Consider the following 14,507-nt stretch of genomic DNA (forward strand, 5'->3'; position numbering starts at 1 on the left):
TTACAAGCAGGATAACACTGAAAAAATTTAACATATGGTATCTATATTTAACGTTTTTTATAATCCTCCTGTATCTTTCGGCCATTGGCGGGAAACGCCTGCGCTTCGCGCCATCAGCGCGCTCTGGCCATGCTTTGCAGCTTGGGAGCTGGCAGATTTTTTGCAAAGAAAACCGCCCTTCGCTAAACCTCAATGGCTTCCAACCATTCCGAAAGAGCGGTTTCTTTGTTCGGCAAAGCTCTATAGTAGTAATGTGCGGTCGATCTTTCCAATATAATCTAGAAGCACTCAAGACATTGGCTTCTTCTATGTTCAAAGGAGGAAGATAAGGATATGCCGATACGTCCGCCAATATTACAGCGGGGCGATACCGTGGGGATCGTGACCTTAGGCAGCCCGCTCGCGGCTAACATCATTGATGCACGGATCGATTTTCTGAGAGCACTCGGGTTCAATGTCGTGTTGGGCCAGTATGTATATGCGCAAAACGGGTTTCTTGCCGGTACGGACGAACAGCGGGCATCCGATTTGATGATGATGTTCCAGAGCGAGCAGGTTAAAATGATCCTGCCCACAAGAGGCGGCACCGGGGTAGCCGGAATCCTTCCCTACCTTGATTATGGCGTGATTCGGAATAACCCGAAAATCATTACAGGCTACAGCGACATAACGGTATTGTTAAATACGCTGCATCAGCTTGTGGATTTGATCACCTTCCATAGCCTTCTGCTGATTGACTTCAAACCCGATACGCCCTCCTATAATTTTGACCAGTTTTTTGCCGCGACGTCCCTATATTCATTATCCCGTCCGATTCAGAATCCGCCGGGCATGCCGCTGGTGAGCCGGATTCCGGGGAATGTTACGGGACCGCTCGTTGGCGGTAACCTGACATCCTTTGTAGACACGTTAGGGACCCCCTTCGAAATCGATACGCGCGGTAAAATTCTCGTCCTTGAAGAAACGCATGAGCCTACCAATACGGTCTATAGATACTTGAATGATTTGAAGCTGGCCGGAAAATTCCGCGATTGCATCGGCATCATTACAGGGGAATGTACGGGCTGTCAGGCTGCATACGGCAAGTCCTATCAGGATATCATCGACGAATTCATCGTACCGCTCGGTAAGCCGCTGATCACAAACCTCGCGACAGGTCATGGCATATATAAAGCCGCTTTGCCGATTGGCGCCATGGTTAATCTGGATTCAGTCAATAATACCATCACGGTGGTTGAGCCTACCGTCAGTGTATAAAATTAACGGATCCATTCATCATCAAGAGCTTCATCGAAATACAGAAGAGACCTTGAGCTCGTGGCTTAAGGTCTCTTGGCCGTGTTACTCCCATTTATCCAAGGCTGCATGCAAATTGGCTGCCGACAGCAGCCCTTTTTGCAGCTGTGAATTCGGAACCGTCCGGTTGTACTTAATAATTTTTTGATTAATGGCCTCATACTCTGACTCTGAAATCATGCTTGGGTCTGAACGGTCCACAAGCCGCTTGATGTCGGCAGCGATTTCTTTTCTCAGCTCAATCCAGGCGGGCTGGTAATTCGCGTTCTTCATGATCCCTGTCAGAACATCCCCGTCTTCGATCTTGATGGGTTTTCCCTTCAAGGGTAAATCGTCAAATCCGCCTTCCCGGGCAAACCTGTCGATGGCTGATTCCAGAAGCGAGCTGCTGGTCGACATTTGGCGCCGTTCGTCTTCTTTATTTTGATCTTCTTCAGGTTCAGGGGCAGCTGCTGATTTTGTGAGGTCAACATTCCGGTCCATTTCGTCACCTCCGTTTTACATATCAGGGAAATAAATTCTTTGCTTCGATGAAATATCAAAGATTTTATACGCTCCCTTGCCATCCTGATTAATATGAAGCTCATAGTCATTCTTTTCGTAAAAGAATGGCTGTTCGTCCTTGGGAACCTCTTTAAAGAATACTTTATCCGTGACCGTCGCTTTGTAAATGAAGCCGCCTTCCTCCTTGGGTTCAACGGATTCTTTCTCGATCGTATCGATTTCGGCCTTGCTGTGCTCCTTCACGTCATCCGGGTGATAATTCTTCAAGGCGTTGTATCTCGGATGGTCCTGCATGGATATATCGAACAGAACATTCAAGTACCCTTCCTGAAATGCTTCAGGAGTCGTGAATTTATAGTAATCTACGATGTACCTTGTTATGAGTTCTCTTCCGGCCGCGATCCTTGGATCAAGGTCGTTATCTTCCGGCTTCTGCGGATCCTTCTCGTTTTCTGCCGGTTTCATTTGCTCGTTGCTTTGGACTTCCGGCTCCGAAACCGGCTTTTCGGAAGAATTGCATGCCGCTAACAAGGCCAACAGGAAGAAGAGTGAGACCGACATGAATACCAGCTTCTTATTTCTCATTCTGTGTTCCCTCCACCATGCCATGCAGAATTATCCAAAATATAACATGCTGCAAATGAAATTACCAGTTTGTTTTACGACATAGCAAAAAAACCGCCAAACCTTCGAGAATGAACTGTGACCCGATTTGTGGACAGTTTGAAATAAACCGCCTAGAGCTTAGCTAGCAAGCAGATGACCTCTGAATTCATCGGGGGTCATCTTTTTTAATGTCCACTGGTATCGTTCTGAGTTGTAGTAGCTTATGTACTCCTTCACTCGCACCCTCACTTCATCAATAGTTTGGCAATCGCTAAAATCAACGTCGTCTTTCAAGTGACCGAAGAATGATTCCATCGGGGCGTTGTCCCAGCAATTGCCTTTGCGCGACATCGACTGCTTAAATCCTGCCTTAGCAATGAGAAGACGGGTTTTAGGATGCGTGTAGTGCATCCCTTGGTCGGAGTGCAGAATCGCTTCTGGATGAATGTTTCCATCTAATCGCTCTAAAAGACGCTGTAGCGTCCGCTCGACAATTGGAAGCTCGAGTGTTGCTGCCACGCTGTCGGCAAGGATCTGCCTGGTCGCCCCGTCCTTCACGCAGGAAAGGTATGCCCAGTGTCCGCTTCCATAGCGCAAATAAGTGATGTCAGTGAGAAACACTTTCTCAGGTTCGCCTTGGTCAAACTTTCGCTCCAGCAGGTTCGGACACGTCTTGTGCTCTTGAGTTGCCTTAGCCATCTTGCGGTAGGGGTTCGCCTGACGGATTACGGCTACCAAGCCTGCCTTTTTCATAAGCCGGCGAATCTTCTTGTGGTTCATGACAACGCCGCTTATCTGTTCCAGCCGCATCTTAATCACAAGCGCACCTGCTTTGCCGCGGAGCGCGTCAAAGTGCTGCTTGATGAGAAGGATGTCCTGCTCGTCGGCGGCAGCACGAAGTTGACGATCTTCTTCCGTCCCCAGCCACCTGTAATAGCCGCTTGGACTTACTTCCACGAGCTCGCATAGATAGCGTGTCATTCGTTTCAGGCCATATGCCCGAATGGTGCGATTTATGATCTCATAGCGCTCGGAGGGCGTCAGCGTTTCTTCTTCTGCCGATCGAGCGCTTCGAGCTTTTTTAGCATGTCCACTTGAGCTTCAAGCAGTTTGATCTGGGCCTTAGCCCGTTTCAATTCTTCTTCGGCTGACAACTGACCAGTTGGCTTGCGCCCTGTACTGCCCTTACCGCGCCGCTCTGTAGCCAAACCTTCCTCACCGTACAGTTCGAAGGTTTCACGCCACCGTTTTAAGCTGTCCTTGGGCTTCTTATGACCAATAACGTCCAGGTCGAAGCCGGCACGAATAAAGATTTCTGAAGGTGTCTGCCCCTGCTTGTAGGCTTTCAGCGCCTCCAGCTTGAATGCAGGTGTGTATGTAATGGCCGCCTCGGTCACATGGTGTACGTTTGGATTCTCCTCCAGCTTCCTCATTTGCTCCTCGGTAAAGAGCACCCGTTTCAACTTCCCCATTCTCGTATCACTCCTCGTCACATACCTTGATTAAAACACAAATGACCCACAAGAAGTCACTTTTTTCAAAGTGTCCATCTTATGGGTCACAGTTCAGAATCCTCGAGTCTAGCGGGTTTTTCATAATGTACAAACTGCGGTTGAAGTCCCTGGCGGCATCGCTGCAAGAGACGGGTCCTCCAGAATTATCAGCCAGGAGGCTGGGACCCCGATTTTATCGATCTTCGGCAGAACTGGAATGGTTCTCTTGAACGAGCATCTCCCCGGTTTCAAGCAAAGTTTTCAAGCCTGAAAGCACAACAGGCAATCCGTTCTCCAGAATTTTTGCAGTGCTTACCGCTTGTTCGAATTGATCATGCACAACCGTGACAAGGGTTACGCCCTGAAGCTCCGCATGTGCACCGATCTCCCAAGTAATTTGCGATGCGGAGTCGTTCTCCGTACCGGGAAATGAAATAAAACGCCAGCTCATCACGAGCTTATGAGGAGGGTCTATCTCCAGGATGACCCCTTCCGCTTTCTTCTCTTCGCCGTTCCATAACTCAAATGAAGATTCAACTTCCCACGTAGATCGAATGGCGCAATTGAACCAAAATTTCGATGTTTTGACAGGGTCCGTAAGAGCTTGCCACACCTGCTCAGGCTTTGCCTTAATCGCTATCCGGTGGATATGTTGTGGTTTGTTTTCCAAAATTAATTCACGCTCCAATTCATTTTGAAGAGATGACAATCCGATTGCCCAAGGTTCGGTGAACTTGCTGACCCATCGTTCGTAGATTTGACGTATGGGGACCGCATTCAAATAATGCAGCTTTTCCCGCCCTGCTTTTCTTGTGGTAATGAGTCCAGCTTCTTCTAGAATATTAAGATGCTTCATGACGCCGAACCTGGACATATCGAGCGGAATGCAAAGATCGTTCAGCGTCTGTCCGTCCGATGCATGAAGCAAATCCAACAGCTTACGGCGGCTGGGATCCGCAAGCGCTTTGAATATGTTATTTTCCAATTGCTACACCTCCTTCTGACGTTATGAAAAAAAATGGCTTAAATCCACTTGACACGTTACCATTCAGTCACGTATGATGAAAACATCACAAGTGACTTTATAGTCACATATTATCACAAACGGATTTGTTTGTCAGCCGGCGGCATGCAAATCCACTGACCCGAAGTCGACCATTTTAGAAAGGTGATGTTCAACATGAAAGTAACCATGATCGCAGGAAGCAACCGTCATAACGCAACAAGCACGCTCCTTCTCCGTTACATAGAAAGCCTAATGGAGGCTCAGCATGTTTCGGTTACATTTATCGATTTGTCGGAGCTGCAGCTGCCGCTTTTTTCACCGGACAACTGGGATTTTCATCCGAACGTACAGCATATGCTGAAGGCCGTCGCAGATGGGGACGGTTTGATCCTTGCCACCCCGGAATACCACGGCTCCATATCGGGCGCACTCAAGAACGCTTTAGATTATGTAAACGTTAATCAAGTCGCTGGCAAATCGGTGCTTGCCATAAGCTCGGCTGGCGGCCCGCTCGGAGTCAGCTCGCTTACACATCTGCAAGCGATTGTGCGAAATTTGCACGGGATTAATTGTCCCGAGTGGATCTCCATCGGGTATGGATCCAATACCTTCGGATCAGACGGCGCTCCGCTGGATGATGGCTTGAGAGACAGGGTTCTCAGCTCAGTCGACCGATTCTTACAGCTGACCAAGCAGCTTACCGCAACAGTCACGATAGCGGCAGCATCGGCGGCAACGACTGCGGCAGCAACAGCTCCATCAGCAGCAGCTGCAGCAGAACCATCAACGATTACAATGGCTGCAACGACACCCGCATCACCCACAGCCGCAGCAGCAAACTAATTTTTTTTCGATAATATGTTACCTAACGGTAACATTTAGTGAAGGAGGTCAACCTGGCAATGAATGAACAGCAGCATGCTGAGGACCAATGGATCGGCTCTTGGTTCGCGAGTCCAACGTATGAGGATCGAACGGTTGCGGAAGAACGGTTCGAGGATCAAACCTTACGAATGATTGTACATCCGCATGCATTCGGTTCCAAGCTCCGGTTAAAGTTTTCCAATCTCTACGGTTCCGAGCCTGTGCACTTCGGTAAAGTTGCCGCAGCTTTATCCGAAGAGGATGGTCTTATCGTTCCCGGTACCTGTCGGCATGTGACCTTACATGGCCATACAACCATCACCATTCCTGCCGGAGAAGAAATTTATACCGATCCTATCGATCTTCAGCTTCATGAAAATACCGATGTTGCAATCAGCATCTATATTCCGGCATCGACTAGGACCTCAACTTGGCATTTTTCCCCTCCTAGCATCACCTATGTTGCTGAGGGAAACCGAACGGACGACAGCGACACGGGACATTTTCGGAATAAGATACATTCTTATTATTGGCTATCCGGACTAGAGGTATTGACCTATGGTGATCCGTTTCGTGTCATTGTTGCTCTTGGAGACTCCATTACGGAAGGAAGCACTTCTACCCCAGGCACGAACCGGAGATGGCCGGACTTTTTCCAAGAACGGCTCGATCGGGAACAAATTGCGCTTCCCGTCTCTGTTCTCAATGCAGGGATCGTCGGGAATCAAATTTTGACAAACGGCCCGGATGCCGGAATGCCCCTTGGCGGAGAGTGCATACTTTCCCGCCTGGAACGCGATGTGTTCTCTCATTCCGGTGTTACGGATGTTATTTTTCTCGCAGGCATTAACGATATTGGGATCGGAAATGCAAGCGCCAACGAGATCATTGCCGGAATGAAGGAAACGGCAGCCAGAGTGCATGAGAAGGGACTTCGCATCTTTGCCGGTACGCTCCCGCCATTTGGGAATGCCCCTTATTACACAAATGAAAAAGAAATCATCCGGCAAGAAGTGAACCGCTGGATCCTCGCCAACGAAGGATTTGACGGCATTATAGACTTTAACGAGGGGCTGGCTGATCCGCAGCATCCCGAACAACTGCTGCCCGCCTATGATTTCGGCGATCATCTTCATCCGAACGATAAGGGATTCCGAGCATTAGCCGATTGCATCCCCTTGTCCCTCTTCGGGATCAATCCAAACCATATCTAAAAAGGAGATGTTTGTATGAGCACGATGGAACAAAAGAAGGTAGAGACGATAACCGCTTTTATCGAGGACGTTGCAAATCGGCATGTTTTGGAGAAGACGGATCAATTCTTTGTCCCGCAAATGATTGAGGCGTTCACGGATCGGCGCTTCACTGTGGATGAGATCCTGGTTCAAGGAGAGAAGGTCATCGCAAGAATGTTCATGACAGCGGTGCATGCTGGCCATTTTGCAGGAAACCCTCCTACAGGCAAAACGGTAAAGGCGACTCAATTTCGCGAATTTCGGGTAATCGACGGAAAAATCATCGAACACCACGGCTGGTTCGATACGGCAACACTTTTGCCTCAAATAAAGGCTTAACTTCGGCAGGTTCGAACGACTGTCTTCGTTGCGGCAATCTAATTAAGAAAAGGAGATGTTTGGGAATGAAAACGATAGAACAGAGCAATGTGGAATTGGTTGGCGACTTTATCGAGGCATTCTGGAATCGAAGTGAACTGAATTGCGTGGATCGGTTTCTGTCCGACGACTATCAGGAGCTCGCTTACGAATCCAAGGAAGGTCTGAAAACATTTGCTGCCACGATCCTGGAGGCATTTCCCGATAAACGCTACACGGTGGAACAAATCATTGGTCAAGGGGATAAGGTACTCGTCAGAATGACGGTAAAAGGCACGCACCAAGGCATATTCTTTGGAACTGCGCCTACGGGCAACTCGATTGATGTCACGCTGTACCGTCAATATCGTGTCGAGAGCGGCAAGATCACCGAGCATCGCGGCTGGATCGATATGGTGACCATGTGGCACCAGATTCGAGGGAACTGACCCGAACGATTAGTGGCCATGTGGCTCCGGATTCGCGGGAACTGACCCGGATTTAGCTGCTTCGTTCAGATTATTTGTTCTCCTATCTCGCTCGCACAACAAAACAACCGGTCCGGTCCTGGATCGGTTGTTTGCATGTCTCGAATAGGAGTGACTCCCGTCACTCATTCATAAAGTCATCCTTACCAAAAATCCGCGCACTGATCTTCGTAAGAAATTTTGACCACTTTTCTTGAAATTGCGGGTCAGTAGGCTCGCTTCCAGTCACCATCTTGGTAACATCCCCAAAAATAAGCGGGTACGTAGTCAATGCGCTAATAGCCAAAGTCAAAAGCTCCGGGTCCAAGTCCTCCGGCACAAGACCGGCTTCTTGTTTTGATTTCATATCATCAACGTACGATTGAAGGGCTTCCGTTCTTCTTTTTTTCCTCGAATTCTGCTGCGGCTGTTCTTCAAGTGCTTCCCAAACCGTGAACTTTAAGAAATCCATTCTTGTTTGACAATTCACTTGGAAACGATGCTCCGCAGTATGTACAGGATCTGACGGAAATTGGGTAGTCCACTCCGGCAATTCGACTGTCATTTGATCGAGAACCGCCACTAGCAATTCTTCTTTCCCTTTAAAATAATGATAAATCAATTGCTTCTTCACATCAGCGTTTACCGCGATGGCCTCTATCCTCGCGCCTGTATAACCCTTCTCGAAAAACTCTTTTCTTGCTGCTTCAAGAATCCTCTTTCGGGTACGTTCGGCGTTACGTATCTCCCCCATTATTCAGCACCTCCGCTACAAGCCTATTCATCCTAATGGTAAGTTTTAATTTCCCGAAAGTCAAATTCAATTGAAAATTTAGTCAGTTATACTTGACAACTGTAAAGTTATAACTTACCATGTGGTCAATAGCGCTGAGCTTCCACTTTATGCTAAATGGCTTTTATGAATTCACTTCAAAGAGTCAGCTCGCCTAAGCCTAAGCAGGCGATGTCGCAGCGTCTTCATCATATCGAGAAAGGAGGTTGCTGATCTCACTTACGCAAGCATATGAGCTGCTCAGGAATTTGGTAAGTCAATTGTAAAAGAAGCTAATGAACCGTTTTTCATTCTATTAGAAGAGGTGTTTTGTCATGGCGACAGTAGTTGAAACCAGCGTCATTAAAGTTATGAAAGAGCGCAGCAGCGTACGAAAGTATCAAAGTGGGGTCGGTATTCCACAAAGTACGCTGCATCAGATTCTAGAAGCAGCCGCAACCGCTCCATCGGCTTGGAACCTTCAGCATTGGAAATTCGTCACCATTCAGAATCAAGAAAACAAAGAGCGTTTACTGCCTATCGCCTATCATCAACAACAAGTTGCTGACGCGTCTGCGGTAGTCATTGTACTCGGTGACACGAAAGCGAATGAAAATGCTGAGAACGTGTATGGAGAATCGGTTCGTGCAGGCTTCATGACAGAGGAAGTTAAAAACTCAATCGTCAACGATATAGACAATCATTACAAAAATGCCGGGCATGCTGGGATACATGATGCCATTCGAAACGCCTCTTTTGCAGCGATGCAGCTTATGTTAGCCGCAAAAGCCCATGGAATTGATTCAGGGCCAATGGGAGGATATGATGCAGAAGCTCTAAGAAAAGAATTAAACATTCCCGACCGCTATATTCCGGTATTGATGTTGACTTTAGGCTATGCTGAACAGCCGGCGTATCCAACGAACCGTTTCCCTGTCGATCAAGTTGTTATCCGCGAACGGTTTTGATAGATGGATCAGAGCATTCTAGGAACGAACGTCATCACCCAAATCGGATTGCTTGTCAATGACATTGAAGCAACGAGTCAGGTATACGCAGACTTCTTCGGCGTTGATAATCCGGGCTGGTTCTGGTCGGATCGTTTCGCAATCGAAAAAACGGAGTTCCGAGGCATTCCTACTGAGGCACGCGCAAAGCTATCTTTCTTCGACATGGGTTCGCTTCAGCTGGAGCTGATCGAGCCGGATCATCATCCAAGCACATGGCGAGAAAGCTTGGACCGAAACGGGGAAGGCTTTCACCATATCGCATTTATTGTGGAAGGCATGAAGGAGAAAATCAGCATTTTGCAGAATAATCAAATACCTATCTTGCAGCATGGGGAAAATGCCCAGGGAGATTACGCGTATGCCTACATGGATACGTTTCCTCAATTGAAGCTGTTGATCGAGCTGCTTGAACAGGATAAAAAGTAGTCACAATCGGATTGGGTTCATATTGAAAAGTTAATCCGATCTAAAAGAGACCCTTAAAGCTAAAAGCTTCAGGGTCTCTTCGCAATTACTGACATATATCATTGGAAGCATAAGTCGATACAACGTTCCATCTCCATCGCCGTATCTTATCGAGGTCTCGATGGTGGTTTCCCTTCTTCATCATCGTTCTATTGAGGACGCCGTCTTTCGTCTCACCGGTTTCTTAGCGACCCGTCCATAGACAATCGGTTTGGACAAATTCACTCGGTAATCAATGATGTTGCCGTACTTGTCGGTCCGTATCGTACAGCAGCTATTCATCAAATCCCGCACCATTTCCCTGCCCCGTTGTACCCTCGATTTTGCACCTGAATAAGAAATGCCGAGCCGCTCGCTCAGCTCCTTCTGCGACAGCCCCTTCAGTTCGGAGAGCTCGACCGCCTCCCGATACTTATCCGGCAGGTAGGGAATGACGCCCTTCATCCCGCAAATCGCCTCCTGCAAGGTATCTTCGTCTTCCTCTTCCATCACGATTGGGATCTGCTCCGGCAGCTCATCCAGCCGTTTCTCCTTGCGGAAATGATCCGCTACCGTATTCCGGGCAATCTGGTACAGCCAGGCTCGCAGCCGATTCGGATCCTGCAGCTCCGGCAGGTGCCGGTAAGCCTTCATAAATACCGTCTGCACGATATCTTCTGTATCGGGGTGACGATTCGTTCTTCTTGCGACAAAAGCAGCAATCGGCTTATAGTATTGATCCCACAGCATTTCCGGCGTAATTCCCGCCTGACTCAAGCCTGCCGCTGGCTGTTCGGATTTCCCTGTTTCCTTTTTCGTCTTCCGCACCGGTAATTTTTCCATTACATTTCTTTCCTGCATTCTATCTTCCCCTCCCCTGAATTTTGAGTTTCTGGCGTCTATTCGCATTTATTTTTTAAAAAATTTCCGTATTTTTGCGTCTTTCTTTGAGCATCCCCGTCTTCATCAATATAAAACAAAATTTGGAGGGATAAAAGATGAAATACAATTTGCTGGGAAATACAGGGGTGCTGGTGTCGGAGATCGGACTGGGGGCAATGTCGTTTGGCGGCGGCGGCCAGTGGGGCGTTTTTGGCGGCCTGGGTGATCAGGACGCTGCAAGACTCGTCGGGCAGGCGCTAGAAGCGGGTGTCAATTTCTTTGATACCTCCAACATTTACGCCGGCGGTCGTTCAGAGGAAATTCTCGGTAAAGCGCTTGGGTCGAAACGGCAAGACGTTATTCTCGCTACGAAGGTGAGAGGACGCACGGGAAGCGGGCCTAACGACCTGGGCTTGTCCAGGCTGCACATCATGCGTCAGGTGGAAGAGAGCCTGAAACGGCTCGGAACCGATTATATCGACCTGTACCAGATCCATAATCCGGACCAGCTGACCGATTGGGAAGAGACGCTGCGCGCGCTGGACGACCTGGTCCGCAGCGGCAAGGTCCGCTACATCGGCTCCTCCAATATGACCGGCTGGGAGCTGATGAAAGCCCGCGGCATTTCCAGAGAACTCGGTCTGCACGCGTTCAAAAGCAGTCAGTCGTATTATTCGCTGGCCGGACGCGAGATTGAAAGAGAGATCATTCCCGTCCTGAAGGATCAGAATATGGGGCTGCTCGTATGGAGCCCGCTGGCCGGCGGATTCCTATCGGGCAAATACGCCCGCGGCCGCAACGGAAATGCGGATGACCGGCACACCAAGTTTGCTTTTCCGCCAGTGGATGTAGACAAATCCTATCACATCATCGATGTGCTGGAAGACATCGCGAAGGATCGCGAGTCCACAGTGGCTCGCATCGCCCTCGCCTGGCTGCTGAACCAGCCTGCGGTAACCAGCGTCATCATCGGTGCCAAGCGGCCGGATCAGCTGCAGGATAACCTGGAGGCGAGCGGCATCGTGCTGACAGCTGACGAGCTCGCCCGGCTCGACGAAGTGAGCAGGCTCCCGGTGGAATACCCCGCATGGCCGTTCATGGAAGAGGATGATTCGATCATCCGCAAGCATCCCTGAAACCTAAATCAGCCGATTTCATGCATTTTTCTTCGGGCTGTGATTAGCCGTACCATTTGATTATTACATTATAGCCCGGCGCTTTTATTACCAGGCAAAAGAAGCCATGACCTCCGATTTATCGAGTCCTGGCTTCTTTGAATTGAACTAACATTTTATTCTCTGGAGTAAGGCTATCGAACAAGCCCTCTGAGGACTTCGCTGTCTCCCTAGAATTTTCGCATGAAAAAAAGCTCACTTCATTTCCTCGAAATCGTGCCTCCATCGGTATATAAAAAAATGGCCTTCAGTTTCAAGGCCATTTGTAAGAATAAGCTATTGTCTGTTGGATATTACGTTATCAAGAAACAGCTCCGCGTCACGATTAAATTTCCAGTTGACTCCAAATTTATCAACCAGCATTCCAAAGCACGAAGACCAAGGTGTATTGGATAACGGCATGATCACATAACCACCCTCAGATAAACTAGAAAAGTAGCTTTCCAGCTTCTGCTTATCATCGATGACTAGACTAATCAGAATATTGTTTCCTTTCACCAGCTCACCTGTCACACTCTTCATCGAAGGCAAAATGTCCGACATCATGATCTTCCCGCCTGCGAATTCGATCGAAGCTTCCATGATCATATCCAGCTCATTTTCGGGCAATGGATAGTTTGGATCTTGCGGAATATCTCCAAATTTAACTTTCTTCACTTCAATCGCGTTGAAAGCTTTTGCATAAAAATCAATCGCTTGTGCTGCATTTCCATCAAAGTTTAAATAGGCAATAGCTGACATAAAGCAATACCTCCTTCTAGTGATACATGAAGTATAATGTATAAAAGGTGACAGCATTCTGTCACCGTTCTTAGATTAAATATAAAAGCAATGAGGGACGAATATGGACAAAATTGAGAGGCTCATTTCGATCATCATGATATTGCTAAAAAAAGAAATCGTTTCAGCAAACGAATTCGCGCAATTATTTCATGTATCCAAAAGAACGATTCTTCGCGACATGGAAACACTGAGTCTATCCAACATCCCGATCTATGCGGTCAATGGAGTTCATGGCGGCTACGGCATTTTGGACGAATTCAAGGTCGATAAACGTCTCTTAAGCAGCTCCGATTTAGAGAATATATTAACCGCGCTCGGCGGATTGGAAAAAATTCTCGTTAGCGAAGAAGTTGAAATGACGATTAAAAAAATAGAAGCCATGGTCAGTCCATGGTCTCTGAATCATTCAGTCCGATTGTCATTTTACGATTGGGAGGGCCGGAAGGAGATGCTTGAAATCTTGAGGACCTGCCAGGAAGCCATATTAAAGAGAAGATTAGTTTCGTTTGATTATATAGATAAGAATGGCACTGTGACGAAAAGAACGGTCGAGCCCTATCAGCTCCATTTTAGCGAAACGAGTTGGTACCTGAAAGGATTCTGTCTGCAACGTATGGGATATAGAGCTTTTAAATTATCCCGGATCGATCATCTTCACATGAATGGACCAACGTTCAGTCCTAGAGACGATATGCTGGAGCAAGAGCAGGAAGCAAATTATCAACCCGAATTAGTCGCAGTCAAGGCGTTGATTTCGCCTGGCATAAAAGATCAATTCATTGAAAGATACGGCCGAAAGAGTATTGAACCCTATAGTTCTGAACTTTTGTTGGTCACCATCCATGTCCCTCAAAACAGCATTGGTTTTCAATTTTTAGCAGGTTTCGGCACAAATCTAGAAATCGTAGAGCCCCAATCATATGTTGAAGAATTTCGAAAATACTTACTAGAAATGGTGGATAAATACTCCTGAAGTCGTTGCGTACAGATCGCCCAGGGCCATCATGTTTCCAAATTTTGAAACATTTCAATCCATTTTACCGTACATATATACAATGAAAAATAACGACAGAGAGGAGTGCCGTCGATGATGCCGCAAGGACCGTCTTTTGGCGGAGGCTTTGATTTTATGTTTACGCTGGTCCCCATTCTGTTTGGAATTGTATTCGTGATTGTGATTGTGGGCTTCATCTCCAATGGCGCCAGTTATGTTAAGAACGCCAAATCGCCCCGCAAGTCAGAGTATGCCCGGGTTGTCTCCAAACGCATGGACGTCCGTCACCATACGAATCATCACAGTGGAGATAACGGCATGATGCATTCCAGCAATTCATCACGAACGTATTATTACATCACCCTCGAATTTGATAATGGAGACCGGAAAGAATTCCTTGATGTCAAAAATCTGTATGGCCTCGTTGTGGAGGGAGACACCGGCTATGCCGCCATTCAGGGCGATTGGATCGTCGCATTTGAACGGGATGTGCAGCCGCAGTCGTAACTAGACACTATACAGCATACGCAAAAATGGATAACAGCACGAACTCATCAAATTGCACGGTAAGTCCCTTAAGGAAATAACAGCCTTAGTCCCCGATGAGTCAGGGCTAAGG

General features: G+C 47.7%; 18 protein-coding genes. 10 read left to right on the forward strand and 8 right to left on the reverse strand.

Going from position 1 to position 14,507, the window contains the following annotated elements:
* The first annotated feature begins 333 nt into the window (after positions 1-333).
* Complete coding sequence (locus NST08_RS22100) at positions 334-1,257, forward strand: S66 peptidase family protein (protein ID WP_007127454.1); 924 nt, start codon at positions 334-336, stop codon at positions 1,255-1,257.
* Between the two features lie 84 nt (positions 1,258-1,341).
* Here NST08_RS22100 and NST08_RS22105 read toward each other — a convergent pair whose 3' ends face one another.
* The 5 genes from NST08_RS22105 to NST08_RS22125 all read right to left on the reverse strand — a co-directional run bounded on the left by NST08_RS22105 (position 1,342) and on the right by NST08_RS22125 (position 4,884).
* Positions 1,342-1,779 (reverse strand): DnaJ family domain-containing protein, encoded by a 438-nt coding sequence (locus NST08_RS22105; RefSeq protein WP_007127453.1) that lies wholly within the window; start codon positions 1,777-1,779, stop codon positions 1,342-1,344.
* A 15-nt stretch (positions 1,780-1,794) separates the two neighbouring features.
* On the reverse strand, positions 1,795-2,385 hold the full coding sequence (locus tag NST08_RS22110) for a hypothetical protein (RefSeq protein WP_007127452.1): 591 nt from the start codon (positions 2,383-2,385) through the stop codon (positions 1,795-1,797).
* 159 nt (positions 2,386-2,544) lie between these two features.
* Complete coding sequence (locus NST08_RS22115; protein WP_341035036.1) at positions 2,545-3,450, reverse strand: IS3 family transposase; 906 nt, start codon at positions 3,448-3,450, stop codon at positions 2,545-2,547.
* Complete coding sequence (locus NST08_RS22120; protein WP_007127449.1) at positions 3,447-3,878, reverse strand: HTH domain-containing protein; 432 nt, start codon at positions 3,876-3,878, stop codon at positions 3,447-3,449. The genes NST08_RS22115 and NST08_RS22120 overlap by 4 nt, the downstream gene beginning before the upstream one ends.
* 214 nt (positions 3,879-4,092) lie before the next feature.
* Complete coding sequence (locus NST08_RS22125; protein WP_007127448.1) at positions 4,093-4,884, reverse strand: ArsR/SmtB family transcription factor; 792 nt, start codon at positions 4,882-4,884, stop codon at positions 4,093-4,095.
* 195 nt (positions 4,885-5,079) lie between these two features.
* Here NST08_RS22125 and NST08_RS22130 point away from each other — a divergent pair, with 195 nt between their 5' ends.
* The 4 genes from NST08_RS22130 to NST08_RS22145 all read left to right on the forward strand — a co-directional run bounded on the left by NST08_RS22130 (position 5,080) and on the right by NST08_RS22145 (position 7,810).
* Positions 5,080-5,748, forward strand: coding sequence for an NADPH-dependent FMN reductase (locus NST08_RS22130; protein ID WP_007127447.1), 669 nt, complete (start codon positions 5,080-5,082; stop codon positions 5,746-5,748).
* A 59-nt stretch (positions 5,749-5,807) separates the two neighbouring features.
* Positions 5,808-6,983 carry an SGNH/GDSL hydrolase family protein gene (locus NST08_RS22135; protein ID WP_007127446.1) on the forward strand — a complete coding sequence of 392 codons (1,176 nt, stop codon included), beginning with the start codon at positions 5,808-5,810 and terminating at the stop codon, positions 6,981-6,983.
* A gap of 15 nt (positions 6,984-6,998) precedes the next feature.
* Positions 6,999-7,343 carry an ester cyclase gene (locus NST08_RS22140; RefSeq protein WP_007127445.1) on the forward strand — a complete coding sequence of 115 codons (345 nt, stop codon included), beginning with the start codon at positions 6,999-7,001 and terminating at the stop codon, positions 7,341-7,343.
* A gap of 65 nt (positions 7,344-7,408) precedes the next feature.
* On the forward strand, positions 7,409-7,810 hold the full coding sequence (locus NST08_RS22145; RefSeq protein WP_007127444.1) for an ester cyclase: 402 nt from the start codon (positions 7,409-7,411) through the stop codon (positions 7,808-7,810).
* A 160-nt stretch (positions 7,811-7,970) separates the two neighbouring features.
* Here NST08_RS22145 and NST08_RS22150 read toward each other — a convergent pair whose 3' ends face one another.
* A complete protein-coding gene (locus NST08_RS22150; protein ID WP_007127443.1) occupies positions 7,971-8,582 on the reverse strand; it encodes a TetR/AcrR family transcriptional regulator in 612 nt (203 codons plus the stop codon).
* 353 nt (positions 8,583-8,935) lie between these two features.
* On the opposite strand from NST08_RS22150, the gene NST08_RS22155 reads away from it, so the two are divergent.
* Positions 8,936-9,568, forward strand: coding sequence for a nitroreductase family protein (locus NST08_RS22155; protein WP_007127442.1), 633 nt, complete (start codon positions 8,936-8,938; stop codon positions 9,566-9,568).
* Positions 9,569-9,571: 3 nt separating this feature from the next.
* Positions 9,572-10,036, forward strand: a complete 465-nt coding sequence (locus tag NST08_RS22160; RefSeq protein WP_007127441.1) for a VOC family protein — start codon at positions 9,572-9,574, stop codon at positions 10,034-10,036.
* Between the two features lie 180 nt (positions 10,037-10,216).
* Here NST08_RS22160 and sigZ read toward each other — a convergent pair whose 3' ends face one another.
* The gene (sigZ, locus tag NST08_RS22165) at positions 10,217-10,897 is read right to left on the reverse strand and encodes an RNA polymerase sigma factor SigZ (protein ID WP_167324072.1); all 681 of its coding nucleotides are present in this window, start codon (positions 10,895-10,897) and stop codon (positions 10,217-10,219) included.
* A gap of 155 nt (positions 10,898-11,052) precedes the next feature.
* Between sigZ and NST08_RS22170 the strand changes: the two genes are divergently transcribed.
* Positions 11,053-12,072: an aldo/keto reductase gene (locus tag NST08_RS22170; protein ID WP_007127439.1), complete on the forward strand. Its 1,020-nt coding sequence runs from the start codon at positions 11,053-11,055 to the stop codon at positions 12,070-12,072.
* Positions 12,073-12,387: 315 nt separating this feature from the next.
* Here the strand turns inward: NST08_RS22170 and NST08_RS22175 are convergent, their stop codons facing one another.
* Positions 12,388-12,852, reverse strand: coding sequence for a VOC family protein (locus NST08_RS22175; protein ID WP_007127438.1), 465 nt, complete (start codon positions 12,850-12,852; stop codon positions 12,388-12,390).
* 103 nt (positions 12,853-12,955) lie between these two features.
* Here NST08_RS22175 and NST08_RS22180 point away from each other — a divergent pair, with 103 nt between their 5' ends.
* Entirely contained in the window at positions 12,956-13,867 is a 912-nt protein-coding gene (locus tag NST08_RS22180) for a helix-turn-helix transcriptional regulator (RefSeq protein ID WP_007127437.1), read from the forward strand.
* Positions 13,868-13,981: 114 nt separating this feature from the next.
* Positions 13,982-14,395 carry a DUF2500 domain-containing protein gene (locus tag NST08_RS22185; RefSeq protein ID WP_007127436.1) on the forward strand — a complete coding sequence of 138 codons (414 nt, stop codon included), beginning with the start codon at positions 13,982-13,984 and terminating at the stop codon, positions 14,393-14,395.
* The last annotated feature ends 112 nt before the right edge of the window (positions 14,396-14,507 follow it).

This window comes from Paenibacillus sp. FSL K6-1566 (assembly GCF_038050475.1).
In the GTDB taxonomy this organism is placed as follows: Bacteria; Bacillota; Bacilli; order Paenibacillales; family Paenibacillaceae; genus Paenibacillus_AQ; species Paenibacillus_AQ lactis.

What these genes read in the sequence shown, in the direction of transcription:
- NST08_RS22100 (WP_007127454.1), top strand. Translation starts at nt 334, where the DNA reads ATGCCGATACGTCCGCCAATATTACAGCGGGGCGATACCGTGGGGATC.
- NST08_RS22105 (WP_007127453.1), bottom strand. Translation starts at nt 1,779, where the DNA reads ATGGACCGGAATGTTGACCTCACAAAATCAGCAGCTGCCCCTGAACCT.
- NST08_RS22110 (WP_007127452.1), bottom strand. Translation starts at nt 2,385, where the DNA reads ATGAGAAATAAGAAGCTGGTATTCATGTCGGTCTCACTCTTCTTCCTG.
- NST08_RS22120 (WP_007127449.1), bottom strand. Translation starts at nt 3,878, where the DNA reads ATGGGGAAGTTGAAACGGGTGCTCTTTACCGAGGAGCAAATGAGGAAG.
- NST08_RS22130 (WP_007127447.1), top strand. Translation starts at nt 5,080, where the DNA reads ATGAAAGTAACCATGATCGCAGGAAGCAACCGTCATAACGCAACAAGC.
- NST08_RS22135 (WP_007127446.1), top strand. Translation starts at nt 5,808, where the DNA reads ATGAATGAACAGCAGCATGCTGAGGACCAATGGATCGGCTCTTGGTTC.
- NST08_RS22140 (WP_007127445.1), top strand. Translation starts at nt 6,999, where the DNA reads ATGAGCACGATGGAACAAAAGAAGGTAGAGACGATAACCGCTTTTATC.
- NST08_RS22145 (WP_007127444.1), top strand. Translation starts at nt 7,409, where the DNA reads ATGAAAACGATAGAACAGAGCAATGTGGAATTGGTTGGCGACTTTATC.
- NST08_RS22150 (WP_007127443.1), bottom strand. Translation starts at nt 8,582, where the DNA reads ATGGGGGAGATACGTAACGCCGAACGTACCCGAAAGAGGATTCTTGAA.
- NST08_RS22155 (WP_007127442.1), top strand. Translation starts at nt 8,936, where the DNA reads ATGGCGACAGTAGTTGAAACCAGCGTCATTAAAGTTATGAAAGAGCGC.
- NST08_RS22160 (WP_007127441.1), top strand. Translation starts at nt 9,572, where the DNA reads ATGGATCAGAGCATTCTAGGAACGAACGTCATCACCCAAATCGGATTG.
- sigZ (WP_167324072.1), bottom strand. Translation starts at nt 10,897, where the DNA reads ATGGAAAAATTACCGGTGCGGAAGACGAAAAAGGAAACAGGGAAATCC.
- NST08_RS22170 (WP_007127439.1), top strand. Translation starts at nt 11,053, where the DNA reads ATGAAATACAATTTGCTGGGAAATACAGGGGTGCTGGTGTCGGAGATC.
- NST08_RS22175 (WP_007127438.1), bottom strand. Translation starts at nt 12,852, where the DNA reads ATGTCAGCTATTGCCTATTTAAACTTTGATGGAAATGCAGCACAAGCG.
- NST08_RS22180 (WP_007127437.1), top strand. Translation starts at nt 12,956, where the DNA reads ATGGACAAAATTGAGAGGCTCATTTCGATCATCATGATATTGCTAAAA.
- NST08_RS22185 (WP_007127436.1), top strand. Translation starts at nt 13,982, where the DNA reads ATGATGCCGCAAGGACCGTCTTTTGGCGGAGGCTTTGATTTTATGTTT.